11 protein-coding genes and 2 pseudogenes are annotated in these 15421 nt (G+C 60.4%); 5 read left to right on the top strand and 8 right to left on the bottom strand.

What is annotated here, in order from left to right; genetic code table 11:
- Nucleotides 1-13: 13 nt before the first annotated feature.
- Nucleotides 14-808 carry a pyrroline-5-carboxylate reductase dimerization domain-containing protein gene (locus tag FJV83_RS18165; protein WP_095774046.1) on the top strand — a complete coding sequence of 265 codons (795 nt, stop codon included), beginning with the start codon at nt 14-16 and terminating at the stop codon, nt 806-808.
- Between the two features lie 45 nt (nt 809-853).
- A complete protein-coding gene (locus FJV83_RS18160; protein WP_095774045.1) occupies nt 854-2839 on the top strand; it encodes an FAD-dependent oxidoreductase in 1986 nt (661 codons plus the stop codon).
- Here FJV83_RS18160 and FJV83_RS18155 read toward each other — a convergent pair.
- From FJV83_RS18155 to FJV83_RS18130, 6 genes and pseudogenes are all read right to left on the bottom strand, one after another.
- Complete coding sequence (locus FJV83_RS18155) at nt 2834-3529, bottom strand: B12-binding domain-containing protein (protein WP_095774044.1); 696 nt, start codon at nt 3527-3529, stop codon at nt 2834-2836. The genes FJV83_RS18160 and FJV83_RS18155 overlap by 6 nt on opposite strands.
- A gap of 96 nt (nt 3530-3625) precedes the next feature.
- The gene (locus tag FJV83_RS18150) at nt 3626-5275 is read right to left on the bottom strand and encodes an ABC transporter substrate-binding protein (protein ID WP_095774043.1); all 1650 of its coding nucleotides are present in this window, start codon (nt 5273-5275) and stop codon (nt 3626-3628) included.
- Nucleotides 5276-5319: 44 nt separating this feature from the next.
- Nucleotides 5320-6273 carry a trimethylamine methyltransferase family protein gene (locus FJV83_RS18145; RefSeq protein ID WP_245318181.1) on the bottom strand — a complete coding sequence of 318 codons (954 nt, stop codon included), beginning with the start codon at nt 6271-6273 and terminating at the stop codon, nt 5320-5322.
- Nucleotides 6274-6286: 13 nt separating this feature from the next.
- A pseudogene (locus FJV83_RS18140) lies at nt 6287-7192 on the bottom strand (IS66 family transposase); the annotation flags it as partial.
- A gap of 69 nt (nt 7193-7261) precedes the next feature.
- Nucleotides 7262-7618, bottom strand: a complete 357-nt coding sequence (gene tnpB, locus FJV83_RS18135) for an IS66 family insertion sequence element accessory protein TnpB (RefSeq protein WP_023709031.1) — start codon at nt 7616-7618, stop codon at nt 7262-7264.
- On the bottom strand, nt 7615-7995 hold the full coding sequence (locus FJV83_RS18130; RefSeq protein ID WP_210248236.1) for a transposase: 381 nt from the start codon (nt 7993-7995) through the stop codon (nt 7615-7617). The genes tnpB and FJV83_RS18130 overlap by 4 nt, the downstream gene beginning before the upstream one ends.
- Nucleotides 7996-8218: 223 nt before the next feature.
- On the opposite strand from FJV83_RS18130, the gene hisD reads away from it, so the two are divergent.
- The gene (gene hisD, locus FJV83_RS18125; RefSeq protein WP_095775984.1) at nt 8219-9517 is read left to right on the top strand and encodes a histidinol dehydrogenase; all 1299 of its coding nucleotides are present in this window, start codon (nt 8219-8221) and stop codon (nt 9515-9517) included.
- Nucleotides 9518-9771: 254 nt separating this feature from the next.
- On the opposite strand, the gene FJV83_RS18120 is transcribed toward hisD, so the two are convergent.
- The gene (locus tag FJV83_RS18120; protein WP_095776017.1) at nt 9772-10158 is read right to left on the bottom strand and encodes an ectoine synthase; all 387 of its coding nucleotides are present in this window, start codon (nt 10156-10158) and stop codon (nt 9772-9774) included.
- 150 nt (nt 10159-10308) lie between these two features.
- On the opposite strand from FJV83_RS18120, the gene FJV83_RS18115 reads away from it, so the two are divergent.
- The gene (locus FJV83_RS18115; RefSeq protein WP_095775985.1) at nt 10309-11202 is read left to right on the top strand and encodes a LysR substrate-binding domain-containing protein; all 894 of its coding nucleotides are present in this window, start codon (nt 10309-10311) and stop codon (nt 11200-11202) included.
- A gap of 4 nt (nt 11203-11206) precedes the next feature.
- On the opposite strand, the pseudogene FJV83_RS18110 reads toward FJV83_RS18115, so the two are convergent.
- Nucleotides 11207-11955: pseudogene (locus tag FJV83_RS18110) on the bottom strand (acyl-CoA dehydrogenase); the annotation flags it as partial.
- A 696-nt stretch (nt 11956-12651) separates the two neighbouring features.
- Here FJV83_RS18110 and FJV83_RS18100 point away from each other — a divergent pair.
- Nucleotides 12652-14649 (top strand): CocE/NonD family hydrolase, encoded by a 1998-nt coding sequence (locus FJV83_RS18100; protein WP_095775986.1) that lies wholly within the window; start codon nt 12652-12654, stop codon nt 14647-14649.
- Nucleotides 14650-15421 lie beyond the last annotated feature (772 nt).

The following is a 15421-nucleotide window of genomic DNA, read 5'->3' as shown; positions in this document are numbered from 1 at the left end:
AAGAGTTGCGACAATGAGCCAACCCATGAGCATCGGAATAGTCGGTGGAGGTGGCTGGCTTGGACGCGCCTTCGCCGAGGCCATTGTCGATGCGCAAATAGTGTCCCCTGAGCACCTCACACTCTCTTACAGAAGCGGGCAACCGGGCTTTCTGCCAGATGCTACCTGGACCTGGGACAACCAGGAACTGGTGGATCGATCTGATGTCATCATCGTGTCGGTCCGGCCCCAGGATTGGCCTGCCATCGACATTTCTGCGTCCGGCAAGCTTGTCATGTCGGTCATGGCCGGGATCCCTCTCGACCAATTGGCTCGACGTCTCAAGACCGACCGCGTCGTCCGCACGCTTCCGAATGCAGCCGCAGAGGTGCGCAATTCCTACACGCCCTGGATCGGCACTCGAGGTGTCACCGCGGATGACCGCAATGTCATTCGCCGGATCCTGGAAGCCTGTGGCGCTGCCGATGAAGTCAAAAGCGAAGCAGATATCGATTATCTTACAGGTCTTACAGGCTCCGGCCCGGCGTTTCCGGCGCTTCTGGCGGCGGCGATGATTGACGACGCGGTCAGCCGAGGAATGAACCCAGATATTGCCCGGCGGGGCGTCAGCGCAATGCTTGTTGGAACCGGCAAACTCCTCGAGGCTCGCGCAGAAAATCCCAAAGATATCGTCCAGACTTTCGTCGACTACCGCGGCACTACCGCCGCTGCAATCGAGGCCATGCGCGCAGCCGGGTTTGAAGCAGCCGTGGCAGACGGCCTTGCCGCAGCGCTTCATAAATCCGTGGCTATGGGACAAGCCTCCTGACTGCCGCACGAGGCGGGCCTCCCTCCGACCGCTGGTGAGATACTTATGTCAAAACTCTTTCCGCATCTGTTCTCGCCGGTAAAGCTGGGCAGCCGCACGCTGCGAAACCGGATCGTGTTCGGGGCTCATACCGCGAACATGGCGGAGAATGGCGTGCCGACAGAACGACACGTTGCCTACTATGCCGAGCGAGCCATCGGTGGCGCCGGCATGATTGTTGTCGAACCCATGCCCGTTCATCAGGCCGCCGTCCTGACACGCGGCAATTTTCGACCTGGCGACGATAGCGTCATTCCTCATTTCCAGCGGGTCACGCGCGCGATCAAGGACCATGGGGCGATCGCCATCCAGCAGCTCTATCATGTCGGTGCGCATGGGGATTCGGACAACTCGTTTCATGCGCATTGGTCGCCCTCGGGCCTTCCAAGCTATCATGACAGCGATGGTTCCCACGCCATGTCCGAGGATGAGATCTGGGAGACTATCGACGGCTTTGTTCAGGCCGCGCGCCGCTGCCAGGAAGCCGGTTTCGATGGCGTCGAAGTCTGGGCGGCCTATCTCGGATTGGTCGATCAGTTCTGGACACCCTGGACAAACCGACGTGAAGATCAATGGGGAGGCTCGCTCGAAAACCGCACGCGGATCTCCCGCGAGATCCTGAGCCGCATCCGCGAAACATGTGGCCGAGAATTCATCGTCGGGCTGTCGGTCAGCGATGAGCCCGACTACACAGTCGCGCTCAGTCGCCAGGAACTGGCGGAGATCATTCACCTGCATGATGAACAGGAACTGATCGACTACGTGACCTGCGGCACCGGCAGCTACCTCGATTTCTACAAGATAATGCCGACCTTTCTCTATCCGGAGAAGCTTGGCACCGATCTCGCGACGGTCCTAAAGGGTGCGGTCAAGACGGCCCTCGTGGTCGCCGAAAGCCATATCAGGACGCCTGAAAACGCCGAAACGGTGCTCGGCGAAAAAGCTGCCGACCTGGTGTCGATCGTGCGGGGTCAGATCGCCGACCCGCATCTGGCACGCAAGGCCGCGGCCGACCGGCCGGAAGATGTGCGCGGATGCATTTCCTGCAACCAGATGTGCTGGGGCCGTCGTTCGCGCGACTACTGGATCAGCTGTCTTATCAATCCCTCCGCGGGGCGTGAGTTTGAATGGGGCGGTGACCGGTTCACGTCAGCCGCCACCAAAAAACGGGGGCTTGTCGTCGGCGGCGGTCCCGCCGGCCTCGAGGCGGCACGGGTTGCCGCCGAGCGAGGGCACGACGTGGTGCTGGTCGAAGCCTCCAGTAGGCTGGGCGGGAACTTTCTGCTCGCCGGACTGCAGCCACGCCGCGGGCAAATCCTCGACCTTCTCGGGTGGTATGAGCGCCAACTCGGCAAACTGAACGTCGACGTACGACTGAACACCTATGTCGAGGCATCCGAAATCGCCTCGTTCCAGGCTGACACTGTCATCCTGGCCACGGGGTCGGTGTCTCCTGAAACAGGCTTCCAGAAGGCTCTGCCGGCAATGCCGAGCCTACCCGGCATCGAAAGGGGCAATGTCTTCTCGATCGAAGCCGTTATGGCCCGCGTTGCGCGGCCAGGTAAGCGTGTGCTTTTGCTCGACGAGGGCGGCGGCTGGCGCGGCGGCGGTACAGCCTGGAAACTTGCCGAGGATGGCCATCAAGTCACCATTCTCACGCCTGATCCGTTGGTCGGCAAGGAACTGCAGGGGACGGCAGCTGATTTCCCGCTGCGGCGGACGTTGCGCCAGCTTGGCGTCACATGGCTGGTGGATGTCAGCGTGCTCGAGTGGCACGGGGACGGCGCGACCATCGTTGACCACAACACCCGTGAAGAAAGCTTCGTGCCGGGCGATTGCCTTGTTCTGGCAACCACGAATGTGGCAGCGAATTGGCTGGCGAAAGAGTTGGAAAATACGTCCCAGCCGTTCATAGAGGTCGGCGACGCTGTCGCTCCGCGCCAGGCGCCCTACGCCTTCCACGAAGGAAGGAAAGTTGCCTTGCGGCTATGATACGCGCACGTTGTGCTTGCGCTTCATGAAGTCCTTGGCGGTCTCGACGGCCACCGCCGCGTCGCGGCAATAGGCATCGGCGCCGACGGCCTTGCCGAATTCCTCGTTGAGCGGCGCACCGCCGACCAGCACGACGTAGTCGTCGCGAATACCCTTTTCCTTCATCGTGTCGATGACGACCTTCATGTAGGGCATGGTCGTGGTCAAAAGCGCCGACATGCCGATGATGTCGGGCTGGTGCTGCTCGATGGCGTCGAGGTATTTCTCGACCGCATTGTTGATGCCGAGGTCGATGACGTCGAAGCCGGCGCCTTCCATCATCATGCCGACAAGGTTCTTGCCGATGTCGTGAATGTCGCCCTTGACGGTGCCGATGACCATCTTGCCCTGCTTCGGCGCGCCGGTCGCGGCGAGCAGCGGGCGCAGGATGAACATGCCGGCCTTCATCGCATTGGCCGAAAGCAGCACTTCGGGAACGAACAGGATGCCATCGCGAAAGTCCTCGCCGACGATGCGCATGCCTTCGACCAGCGCCTCGGTCAGCACCTTGTAGGGCACCCAGCCGCGCTCGAGCAGGATGTTGGTGCCTTCCTCGATCTCTTCCTTCAGGCCGTCATAGAGATCGTCGTGCATCTGCTGCACCAACTCGTCGTCGGAAAGTTCGGAAAGGATGATCTCGTCGTCGGACATTTTTGCCTGTGCCAATTGCTTGTCAGTGATTACGGGCCGCCGGCACCTTTTGTCAGAGGTGCCGGCGGCTGTTGCTTGCAAGTCTCGGGAGTTAAATCAGGCGTCCAGCCAGACGTTCTGGAAGTCCATTTCGTAGGTCTGGTGCATTCCGTAGTTCTTCACCTTCTTGCTCATGTGGCAGTAGAGCTTCTGCCAGAACGGCTGGATGATGACGCCGGAATCCTGCAGGATCTGCTCGACGTCCTTCATCACCTCCTTGCGCTTCGCAGGATCGGCCAGCGAGAGTGCCTGCTTCAGCTTGGCGTCGAAATCCGGGTTGGCATAGGCCGTTTCGTTCCAGGCCTCGCCCGAGCGATAGCCGAGTGCAAGCACCTGGACGCCCAGCGGCCGCATGTACCAGATGGTCATCGAATACGGATATTTCGTCCAGTCATTCCAGAAGGTCGAGCCCGGGAGCACCGTACGCTTCACCTTGATGCCGGCATCGCGCAGCTGGCCGGCGATCGCGTCGCCGGTGTTCTTCTGCCATTCGTCCTCGACGGTGATCAGCTCGTGCTCGAAGTCGGCCTGCCCGGCATCCGCCATCAGCTTCTTGGCGGCGGCGGCATCCCGCGTCTTCTTGGGCAGCGGATAGTATTCGGGATGGATCGGGGCGACATGGTGGTTTTCGCCGACCGTACCGCGCCCGGCGTAGCCGAGTTGCATGACGGCATCGTTGTCGACGGCCATCTGCAGCGCATTGCGCACCCGCTGGTCGTCATAAGGCTTGTGGGTGATGTTGGTGCGGGCAACCAGCGTGGTCGCCGTAGCGACCTCCGATTTCACCAGATCCATCTTGTCGAGGGCGTCGATGAAGTCGGCCGGCGTTTCGAAATCGAGGTCGATCTCGCCGGATTCGAAGGCATTCAGCGTGGCATTGAAGTCGGTGCCGTAGTCGATGAACTCGACACCGTCGAGCGGCGTTTCGCCACCCCACCACTTGCCGCTCTCGCGCCGCTTGACGACCGCCTTCGAACCCACCGCATAGGACACCAGCTCGAAAGGTCCGGTACCGATCGGCTTCTTGATCGGGTCGGCGCCATCCTTGTCGAAGTCGCGATGCACGACCAGCGCCGGATAGTCGGTCAGGCCCGGTATGATCGCGATGTCGGGTTCGCCGAGCTTCAGCTTGACCGTGAGGTCATCGACCTTGGTGATAGCGCCATCCTTGGCCTTGCCCGTCTTTGTGTCGATCAGCGCGCCGACGCGTGCCGCCATGGAATTGCCGGAAGCCCCCTTCTCGCACCAGCGATTCAGATTGGCGACCACGTCATCGGCGTTAAAGGCATCGCCATTGTTCCAGGTGATGCCTTTGCGCAGATGCAGCGTGTATTCGGTGGCGTCGTCATTGACGTCCCAGCTTTCGAGCAGGACCGGCTCGAAGGTGAACTGGTGCGTGTAGCGGACAAGCGGCTCCAGCCAGCAACGGGTGACGTTTGCCATCTCGGTCCAGTCATAGGTGCGCGGATCCTTCTGTGCCTTGACCGACATGGCGACATGCAGCGTTCCACCCTTTTTCGGTTCCTCGGCCAGGGCTTTGGTCGGCGCGGCAAGGCCGATCATGCTGTAGGCGAAAGCCGTCGATGCGCCGAAGGCGCTGGCCAGCGCCAGGAATTCGCGCCGGTCCATGCGGCCCGCACGCGTCTCTTTCGCCATTGCCTCGATAGCGCCCGGCACGCGGTCGCCATTGCTTCTGAAGAGCGTCATGTTTTCCTCCCTTGGTGGTTCCGTCAGGTTCTTCGCCTGTCTTACTAACTAACGCTGTCCGGCAGTTTTTCCTCACGCCGCGCGATCAAATCCTTGAGACCCTCGGCGACGCCCTCGTCGAGCTTGGGCTCCTCATAGTCGGCGAGCATGTTGCGCGCTTTTTCGCGGCCACGCGTGTCGTGATCCTTCGCCCCTTCGGCCTTCCACTGTTCGTACGAGTTGAAGTCCATGATGGTGGGCATGAAGAAAGCGGACTCGAAATGCTCGAGCGTGTGCTTGGTGCCGAGGAAATGACCCTGCGGCCCGACCTCGCGGATCGCCGCCATCGCTTCCTTGAAATCGTCGAACGGCAGCCCGCCGGCATATTTGTACCAACCGACCAGCTGTTCGCAGTCGGTGGCAAATTTCGAATAGCCGCAGCTCAGGCCGGCCTCCAGCCACCCGGCGGAGTGCCAGATATAGTTGGCGCCGGCGAGGATGGCGGCATGCATCAGCATGTTGGCCTCGTAGCCGGCCTGGGCGTCGTTGAGCTTCGACCCGACATGGAAGCCCGAGGTGCGCCAGGGCAGTTTGTATTTCCGCGCCAGCGCGCCCATCAGGTACATCATCTGCGCCGCCTCCGGCGTGCCACCCATGGGAGCGCCGGTCTTCATGTCGACGGTCACCATGAACTGTCCGTAGATCTGCGGCGAGCCCGGGCGCAGCAGCTGCGTGAAGGCGACGCCGGCCAGCGCTTCCGCATTGACCTGCGCGACCGCGCCCACGGCAGAGGCCGAAGTCGAGGCGCCGCAGAGCGCGAAGGGCGCCAGGATCAGTGGCTGGTTGTGGCGCGCATAGACCTTCATCGCGTCCAGCATGGTGGCATCCCATACCAGCGGCGAATTGCAGTTGGTGATCGACACCAGCACCGGGTTGTCGCGGACATAGTCTTCACCAAACACGATGCCTGCCATCGCCATCGTGTCTTCGGCTCGTTCCTTGGACGTCACGATGCCCATGAAAGGCTTGTCCGACCTGCAGGATTCCAGTGAAGCCTGCGAGATGAGCGATCGGACGCTCGGCCTTCCGGTCGGCTGCGTAGACATAGGCGACGCCCGGCGGGTCGGCTCCCTGCCATGGCCGATCATCACGCGCATAGGCCCAGAGTTGGCCTGTCTTCGTCTTGCCGCGGCCCGGATCGAGCACTGGCGCGGTCGTCTCGTCGGCGAAGAGTTTTGGCGAGGACTTCAGCTTGCCAAGCAGCCGCTCATGCACCGGACGCAGGTGCCAGGCGGCGCGGCCGACCCAATCGGCGAGCGTGGAGCGATCGAGATTGATTCCTTGCCGGGCGTAGATCTGCGCCTGACGATAGAGCGGAAGGTGATCGGCATATTTTGAGACCAGCACCTGGGCGACCGTTGCCTCGGTCGGAAGACCACCCTCGATCAGCCGGGCCGGCGCGGGAGCCTGAACCACGACGTCCTCGCAGGCGCGGCAGGCATATTTGGGCCGGCGCACGACGATCACACGCAGCTGCGCCGGAACGATGTCGAGCCGCTCGCTCACGTCCTCGCCGATCCGATGCAAGCCATTGCGGCAGCATGGGCAGGCATGGTCCTCGATGTCGACGATCATTTCCACCCGCGGCAGATGGGATGGCAACGCGCCGCGGTTCGTCCGACGCTTCCTGGCGCGCTCCAGGCGCTCTGCGGGAGATGCTTGTTCGTTCTCTTCCTCGTCGGCGGCCTCGATCTGCTCGGCCTCTTCGAGCCCCAGCAGCAATTGATCCTCGGGGAGCGTCTCGGCACGCCGGCCGAAGCGGTGACGCTGCAATTCCTTGATGATCTGAATCAGACGGGCATTCTCGACGTCGCGCGCCAGGACCATCGCCTTCAGCGCGTCCGGATCGTCGGGAAGCTGGTCAGCCGTCATCGCCATGAGCGGATCAGACCATATTCGCCGACAACCCGCGACAGCGGAATCCAGGCTGATTCACTTCGTCGCGGGTCAGCCCGCCTGGGCTGGAACGCGGGTCCGGCGCGCCTCGTGGACTCGCCGCCAGTCGAGACCTTCGAGTAGCGCCGAGAGCTGCGCGGCCGTCAGCCGCATCATGCCGTCATGCACTTTCGGCCAGCGGAACTCCCCATCCTCCAAACGCTTGGCATAGAGGCAAACCCCGGTGCCATCCCAGAAGATCAGCTTGATCCGGTCAGTCCGCTTCGCCCGGAAGACGTAGACGGCCCCGCTGAACGGATCGGCCCCCATTGTCTCTCGCACCAGCGCCGCCAATCCCTCCGCACCCTTGCGGAAGTCGACCGGCTTCGTCGCCACCATGACCTTGACCGCACCCGTCGGCCCGATCACGACGTCGCCTTCAGCGCGCGGATTACAGCGGCCACCGTCTTGGTATCGGCGCCCCGGCCGACGCGCATCGCGATGCCGTCGATCTCAAGCTCGATCACACCGGCATCTCGGGTGGCTTGCCGTTTCCGCTGCTTCGGTGAACGGCTGGCTACAGGTTCCGCCGCCGCCAAAACCGCCGGCACAAAGGCAGGACAATCTTGCTGCACCGAAGCGGCCTGTTTGCGCGCTTCGCGGCGCCAGGCGAAGACCTGCTGCGGCCTAAGCCCATACCGACGGGCGACCTCGGAAATGATTGCGTTCGGCTCCAGCGTCTCCGCGATGATCCGCGCCTTGTCATCCACCGACCAGTGACGCCGACCGCCGGCACCGTTGATCACCTCGAAACGCCGAAGCTGCCGCTCCGGGTCAAGCGTAAGGTCAAGTCCAGACACAAGCCGATCTCCGATCCCAATACAGGATCGGCAACCTCACAGATCGCGACCACTCCCGAAAGGTGGTCCGGAAACACCGCTTACACTGAACAGTTGGTTGGAGGGCGATTGCCGGACAGTCGAAGTTGCACGATGCTGGCGTGGATTATCCCAATTCCAGGAGATTTTGATGACGCCGCGTCTTGAAGCGTTGAAAGGCAAATTTACCCAGATCAAGCAACCGACCAGAGACGCCGTCTCCGATACAGCTCAGGTCGAAACAACCGTGAAGGAGATCGTCGCAAATGTCCGCAAGCGAGGTGACGCGGCGGTTCGCGAATACTCCCTCGCCTTCGACAAGGCTGACGTCGCAAACTTCGAGGTCACCGAGGAAGAAAAGCTGAAGGCTGTTGCCGATCTTGATCCGCAGACCCGCGAGGACACCGAGTTCGCTATTGCCAATGTCCGTCGCTTCGCCGAGGCGCAACTTGGCACTATTCTGCCTCTTGAAATCGAGAGCCTTCCCGGTCTTCACCTCGGTCATCGTGTGATCCCGATTGAAACGGTTGGCTGCTATGTACCGGGCGGTCGTTACCCGCTTCTTTCGGCTCCGGTGATGACCATCGTACCGGCAAAGGTCGCTGGCTGCGACCAGGTTATTGCTTGCCTTCCGCCAAATGCTCACCCTGCCATGATCGCCGGCTGCCATCTCGCGGGCGCCGATCGCATCTTCCGCGTCGGCGGCGCACAAGCAATCGCCGCCATGGCATATGGCACCGAGACGATCCCGGCCGTCGACAAGATCGTCGGGCCGGGCAATGCCTTCGTCAACGAAGCAAAGCGTCAGGTTTTCGGCCAGGTCGGTATCGACCAGCTTGCCGGTCCCAGCGAAATATTCGTCGTTGCTGACGAAACGGCCAATGCAGTAACGATCGCCACGGACCTGCTCGCCCAGGCCGAGCATGACGTTCGCACCCGTGTTGGCGTGGTCACAACCGACCGCAAACTCGCTGAAGACATTCTAAGCGAAGTCGAGAAACAGTTGGAAACCCTGCCGACGGCACCGGTGGCAGGGGTCGCGTGGAAGGACTACGGCGAGATCACTGTTGTCAAGGACGAAGAGGCGATGATTGCCTACTCCGATCACATCGCAACGGAGCACTTGCAGGTCCACACCCGCGACCCGCAGGCGACCGCGAGGAAGCTGCGCAACTACGGCTCGATTTTCATTGGAGAACTTGCCAGTGTCGTCTATTCCGACAAGTGCTGTGGCACGAACCATACCCTCCCGACGATGGGTGCCGGGCGCTACACTGGTGGCCTCTGGGTCGGTTCCTACGTGAAGATCGCTACCCACCAATGGCTGGACGAACGTGGCGTCGCCGCAGTTGCTCCCGCAGCGGTTCGCCAGAGCGCGACCGAAAAACTCGAGGGCCATCGCCGCGCCGCCGCACTTCGTCTCAGTCCAAAACAACTTGCCGCAGAGTGATCTGGGGTTTGACCATTGCCGCCTTGGCAGACGGTACCGAGAACCAATCCGACAGTCGCCAGATCACACATATCGTTCTGCGCTCGTTTCCAATCGCACAGGCAGATCGACCAGCTCTGCCTGGTTTCAAAGGGAGCTATGCCACGAAACGCGCGCTCGACTTTTCAAAACTTCCACCCTTGTGCCCCGTCAGGCGACGTTGGTGATCTGACGGGCAGATCGTAGCTGCCAGTCTTTCGACCGCACTCGGCGGGTCAGTAGGACGAACCCTCGCCGTTTTTCAGGTCGTGCCGCTCTGTGCCCTTGAGCGGTGGATTGAAGACGCTGACCAGGACGAGGTCTGTGTCCCTGCCGCCGCGCAGATAATGCTTGTCATGCTGGTCGAGCACATAGATGTCGCCCGCCTTGATGGGGTGGACAATGCCGCTCATGTCTTCCACCTCCCCTTCACCGGCGATGCAATAGCAGGCCTCCAAGTGATTTCTGTACTGCAGCAGAGATTCCGTGCCCGCCTTTACGACGGTGTGGCAGAAACCAAAGCCCATTCCATCGGATTCAAGCAGCAGGCGATAACTTGTCCCATTGCCCCAGTCGACGTCCCGCGCTGTTCCCTGAATTTCATTGACTGACCGAACGAACATGTTTTCCACCTATAAGCAGGACTGTGATATATGGCACGATCTGGAGTCGATTTCGCGAGCGGCTCGGCTGCCTCTCACCTCGGAAAATGCATGATCGTCGCTCTGGGCACAAACGGTCATTTCTAAAGGAAAAGAAAGGAGGGCTTACAGATGCAGTTGCCTCCGCTCGGCACGCTAAAGGCGTTTGAGGCTGCGGCTCGCCTGGAAAGCCTGACAAACGCAAGCCGCGAAATGAACGTGACGCATTCGGCAGTCAGCCAGCAGGTAAGACAGCTCGAGGAGTGGCTCGGCCGACCATTGTTCAGACGCGCCGGCCGCGGCATTGTCCTGACACCTGCCGGCGCGGAATTCTACGAGGCCGTATCGACTGCGCTACGCATGGTCTCGGCCTCGTCGCGCCGTCTGAAACGCAATGCCGGCAGAAGTACGCTTTCGGTCGGCTGCATCCCCTCGATCGCCACCCGCTGGCTGGTGCCTTCTGTCCAGGACTTTCTGAGGAAGCATCCGGAAATAGACATGCGCGTTGAATATGCACACGCGCAGGAAGCCTTCGATCCCGACAAGCACGATGTCCTGATCACGCTTAGCCGCGCTGACAGCGAGGGCTACAGGTCCATCAGGCTCTTCTCACGCATGAACAAGCCCGTGGCCAGTGCCCATTACGTGAAACAGAAGCCGCAGGTTCTCCAGAGCAATGGATTGGTAGGTGCGGATCTGCTCCACGATGAAAGCTTGGATGGTTGGACGCAGTGGTTCGAGAAGGCGGGCATGAAGCGCGTCAAGCCGCTGCGCGGGCCGATCTATCAGGATTTCAATTTGCTGACCGGCGCCATCATGGCCGGCCATGGGGTCGCACTTTGCCCTATTCAGGTGTTCCGGCGGGAGATAGCGCAAGGCGATCTCGTAGTTCTATCCGAGATCGCGACGCTGGAAGACCAGGGATACTATCTCTTGCGTGGCCATGATGCGGACCCTGCCGTGGACGAGTTCACCGGTTGGTTCCGCCAGGTCTGTGGGAGCGCGGACGACGGGCCGAGCGCCTAACGCGTCATACAGAGTGCTCCGGAACGGGAACCTGCCAACCAGCCCGCTGCTCTCTAAGTTTCGCCCCAGCCGCCACGATACTCTCCGCACCGTTCACGACCTGCGCGCAAAGCGCCGAGGCCTCTGCAAGCAGATTCTCGGCGAAGCAGCGGCAGAGGTTGGCACGTTCAATCTCTTCGACGGCGAGCGCTCCCTCGGCGAGATAGGCACCGCCTGCGGCGAGCCCAAAGAGGCGGAGATAGGGCGTAGCGCCGGAGAGCGCCTCGGCCGTGCGGCCAGTCGCCAGCGTATCGTGAAGCCAAAGCGTTGCCTCCTCAAGACTGCCGAGTGGATCGAAGAGGCGCTCAGCCGTCAGGCCGAAGGCCGGCCGCTTGGAGGCGGCCACGCGGTCGGCGACGTCGCGTAGCTCAGCGATATAGACCTTGACGGGCTTGCCATCCCCCAGCGGGAGCTTGCGGGTGACAAGGTCGATCGCCTGGATGCCGTTCGTCCCCTCGTAGATCGGGGCGATGCGCGCGTCGCGCAGAAACTGCGCCGCGCCGGTCTCCTCGATATAGCCCATGCCGCCGTGGACCTGTATACCGAGCGAGGCGACCTCGACGCCGATGTCGGTCGAAAATGCCTTGGCGATGGGGTCAGCAACGCCGCCCTGTCATGCCAGAAGCGCGCCTCATTGCCCGACGACGTTCGTGCCATATCGATTGCGTAGGCGCAGGTGTAGGTGATGGCGCGGGCGGCCTGCGTCAGGCCCTTTTCCCGGATTGCCTGGTGGGTCTGGTCGAGAAAGGGCGGCGAGGACAAAGGCGGGCTCCACGGTGCTTGAGGAGCTTTTGTCGCCGCCGGCTGCTTGTCGCCATGAGCAGCGGTCACTCGCTTTCAGGCATTGCACGAAGGGCGCAAGATTCACGATGCCCTACACAAAGGAATGAGGAAAGGAATGAGGCGATGGCGTAGTTCAACAGAACCTATCCCGAGGTGACCTATTCGATATCGATTACCGACAGTGCCGATGTGCTCAGCAGAATCCGACAGAATCAGGCGACGGTGGGGCTGGCCTGATGCGGGACGGCGATACCCGCCAGCTGTTTCCCGAGTTCTTTGGCCCGTTCTGCGGTCTCCAAGCAAGTTTTCGGCAGGGGAATTCTCGGTCGCTCCCCTCTGATGGCGGGCCGACGACCCCGCAGGGTTGCCATGTCCGGCAACGCCAACAGCAGTCGGATCAATACTCGGACAGCTATGGCCAGTTAATGGCGCTTCCAAGTGCTTCTGTGCGCCTTGCCTTATGGAAGTTTACGACCCATCGACTAGCTGTTTCAAAAACATTCAGACCGGCGCACTTTTTGAAACGACAATTGCGCATTCATTATCGGATTGAGCTGTTTCGACCGGAAGACCCTGCGAACAATACCGTGCAGCTTTTGTTCTGTGATTCGCAGAAAGGATCTTAAAATGGCTCTCGCGCCGACTCGGTTCACTGTCATCGAGAATGAGTGGATTCCTCTAAAGGATGGTGCTCACCTTGCCGCGCGTATCTGGCTTCCCGACGAAGCCTATAAAGTGCCGGTGCCGGCGGTTTTCGAATTCCACCCCTACCGGAAACGCCCAGCAAGTAGACGCGACGAGTCCATGTACCCTGCCTTTGCGGCCGCAGGAATTGCGGGTCTCCACGTGGATATCCGTGGGTCAGGGGAGTCAGAGGGCGCTATCGATGGAGAATATACGCCTCTCGAACTTGCTAACGCGACTGAAGTGATTGCATGGATCGCCGCACAGTCGTGGTGCAACGGCAAGGTAGGTATGATGGGACTCTCGTGGAGCGGTTTCAACGCCTTGCAGGTCGCTGTGATGAAGCCTCCCGCGCTGAAAGCTGTTATTTCCGTTGCTTCGTCAGTCGATCGGTACAACGACGACATCCACTATAAAAATGGCGTTCACCTACTCGATCGATTTTCGTGGGCGACTATCATGCTGTCTATTATGTCTCAGGCTCCTGACCCTGAGATCGTCGGAGAACGTTGGCAATCCATGTGGCTGGAGCGCCTCGAAAATGAGCCCTTTTTCATACGGGATTGGCTCTGCCACCAGCGCCGAGACGAATTCTGGAAACATGGTTCGATTTGCGAGAACTTCGATGACTTCACCGTTCCAGCTCTCGTGATTGCCGGATGGTACGACGGTTATCGCAACACGCCCTTAAAGGCGGTCGAGGGAATTCCCGGAAAGGTCAAAGCGCTGATCGGCCCTTGGGTTCACGAGTGGCCGCATTTGGCTCACCCAAGGCCGCGCATGGACTTTGTTACCGAGGCGGTCGACTGGTGGAGCCATTGGCTTCGCGATGAACCAAATGGCGCCGCGGACATATCCCAAGTGCGAGCCTTTATTCTCGATGGAGCGCGGCCAACGGTCAACTTCGACCATGCTCCCGGGTACTGGATTGCTAAAAAGAAGTGGCACGCTCCGGAAACACGTGTCCTTTCGCTCGATACTTCATGCAAGCTAACGACAACGCCTAGTCAAGGTGTCAGCGGACGCGCGCTGTTGCGGTCGCCGCTCGATACAGGGACGGCCGCCGGGCATTGGTATGTGACTAGCGCCGGTTTAGAGTTCCCGGGTGACCAGCGCATCGACGACGGTGGTTCACTGGTTTATGAGAGCAACGCTTTGAATGAGGAATTGGTCCTGCTCGGAGTGCCGAGCTTGCAGCTAGTCCTCTCAAGCGACGCACCGATGGCAAACATCGCAGTTCGCATCATCGACGTCTACCCGGACGGTACAGAGGCTCGAGTATCATTTGGTCTGCTAAATCTGGCCCATCGCCACAGCAATGAGGCTCCCTCCCTGCTTATCCCGGGCCGGGACGAAAGGCTGACCATCTGTCTGGACGCCTGCGGCTACCGTATTGCCCCAGGGCACAAAGTTCGGATAGCCCTTTCAACTGCCTATTGGCCAATGATGCTCCCTCCGCCTTATGACGCTACGCTCAACCTCGACTTGTCCAGCCTCACACTCTCGCTCCCGCTGCTCGGCGATCACGAACGAATTGACGTCCCGGAGCCGGCAAATTTCGATCCAGTTCCAGTTTCTGAAACGATAGCGCCCGGTGAATCCGGACGGCGCATTGAACGTGACCTAGAACAGGGCGTTACCCACTATCGCAAGTTCTCGAAAGGCGCCCGCAATCGCAGTCTCGTCGACAACCTTGTCACTGGTGGCGACTTCGAGGAAAGATGGACAATCGCGGCGAACAACCCATTGTCGATCACCGGCGAATGTCGGCGAACATCGATTCTTTCGCGCGAAGCATGGGAGACCGTGACAAACAGCGTATCTACCCTGTCCTGCACGAAGACTGAATGGATCGTCTCAGAGGAAATTGAGGCGTTTCACAACGGTGAGAATGTTTTTTCTCGCAAACGTAGCGAGCGTATTCCGAGGGATTTTATGTGAGTAAAACTTAAAGACAAACCATTGCGGACCTCTGATGCAGCGCCACAACAATCAAGGGTTCTTCCACTTATTTAGTGCAGGAGGACTCACGTATCCCCGAACAAGCTCATAGATTTGAATCTTAGTCTATGCAGTGGTTTTCTCGTGCTTCAGATTCTCAGCTCGTTCCGCAGAATTTCGGGATTGTGGAGATAGTGCGCAAATGCGGCGCTGTCGTCATTTCGGCGCGGTTGATTTCGGCTTCTTCCCATTGCCCCACCTGCCGCCAATCCAGCGGTCGCATTCACAGTCTACATGCGCCGGCTCGCCGTTCTGCCTTGTCAGGATCAAGTTGCGGAGCTCCGACTTCGCGCCAGGATCTGTTTCGACACAGGCCCGTCGGACCGCACGCCTTACTACGGTGCAAACAGCGATCCGTTTTACGGCAGGAGGCGAGTCCGGCGGTCGCCTATCGCAAAAGCTGGCCATGCCTGTGAGCGACGATACACTTCTGCGAATGGTTCGCTCCTCGCCGCATGAACAGAGTTGGCATCTTTGGCTGCTGGATTAGTCGAGACATCAAGGCCGTCTGCGGCGCGATCAATTATCCATGGACTGCAAGTCCCGTGAAGGTCGGGTCAACCAGCTCAAGACAATCAAGTGCCAGATGTATCGGTGCTCGGGGCACCAGCTCCTGAGGAGCAGGGTGATGCTCGCGGCGTGAAAGCCGCATGCAGGCGAGGCAGGTTGGCGAAACCCTACCGTTGCACCAAATATGCGGAAGAACCCCTGA

It is taken from the genome of Mesorhizobium sp. WSM4307, assembly GCF_007003945.1.
GTDB lineage: Bacteria > Pseudomonadota > Alphaproteobacteria > Rhizobiales > Rhizobiaceae > Mesorhizobium.
The sequence above is the reverse complement of the archived record's forward strand: the minus strand, read 5'-3'. Positions and strand labels throughout refer to the sequence as shown.

What these genes read in the sequence shown, in the direction of transcription:
- FJV83_RS18165 (WP_095774046.1), top strand. Translation starts at nt 14, where the DNA reads ATGAGCCAACCCATGAGCATCGGAATAGTCGGTGGAGGTGGCTGGCTT.
- FJV83_RS18160 (WP_095774045.1), top strand. Translation starts at nt 854, where the DNA reads ATGTCAAAACTCTTTCCGCATCTGTTCTCGCCGGTAAAGCTGGGCAGC.
- FJV83_RS18155 (WP_095774044.1), bottom strand. Translation starts at nt 3,529, where the DNA reads ATGTCCGACGACGAGATCATCCTTTCCGAACTTTCCGACGACGAGTTG.
- FJV83_RS18150 (WP_095774043.1), bottom strand. Translation starts at nt 5,275, where the DNA reads ATGACGCTCTTCAGAAGCAATGGCGACCGCGTGCCGGGCGCTATCGAG.
- FJV83_RS18145 (WP_245318181.1), bottom strand. Translation starts at nt 6,273, where the DNA reads ATGGGCATCGTGACGTCCAAGGAACGAGCCGAAGACACGATGGCGATG.
- hisD (WP_095775984.1), top strand. Translation starts at nt 8,219, where the DNA reads ATGACGCCGCGTCTTGAAGCGTTGAAAGGCAAATTTACCCAGATCAAG.
- FJV83_RS18120 (WP_095776017.1), bottom strand. Translation starts at nt 10,158, where the DNA reads ATGTTCGTTCGGTCAGTCAATGAAATTCAGGGAACAGCGCGGGACGTC.
- FJV83_RS18115 (WP_095775985.1), top strand. Translation starts at nt 10,309, where the DNA reads ATGCAGTTGCCTCCGCTCGGCACGCTAAAGGCGTTTGAGGCTGCGGCT.
- FJV83_RS18100 (WP_095775986.1), top strand. Translation starts at nt 12,652, where the DNA reads ATGGCTCTCGCGCCGACTCGGTTCACTGTCATCGAGAATGAGTGGATT.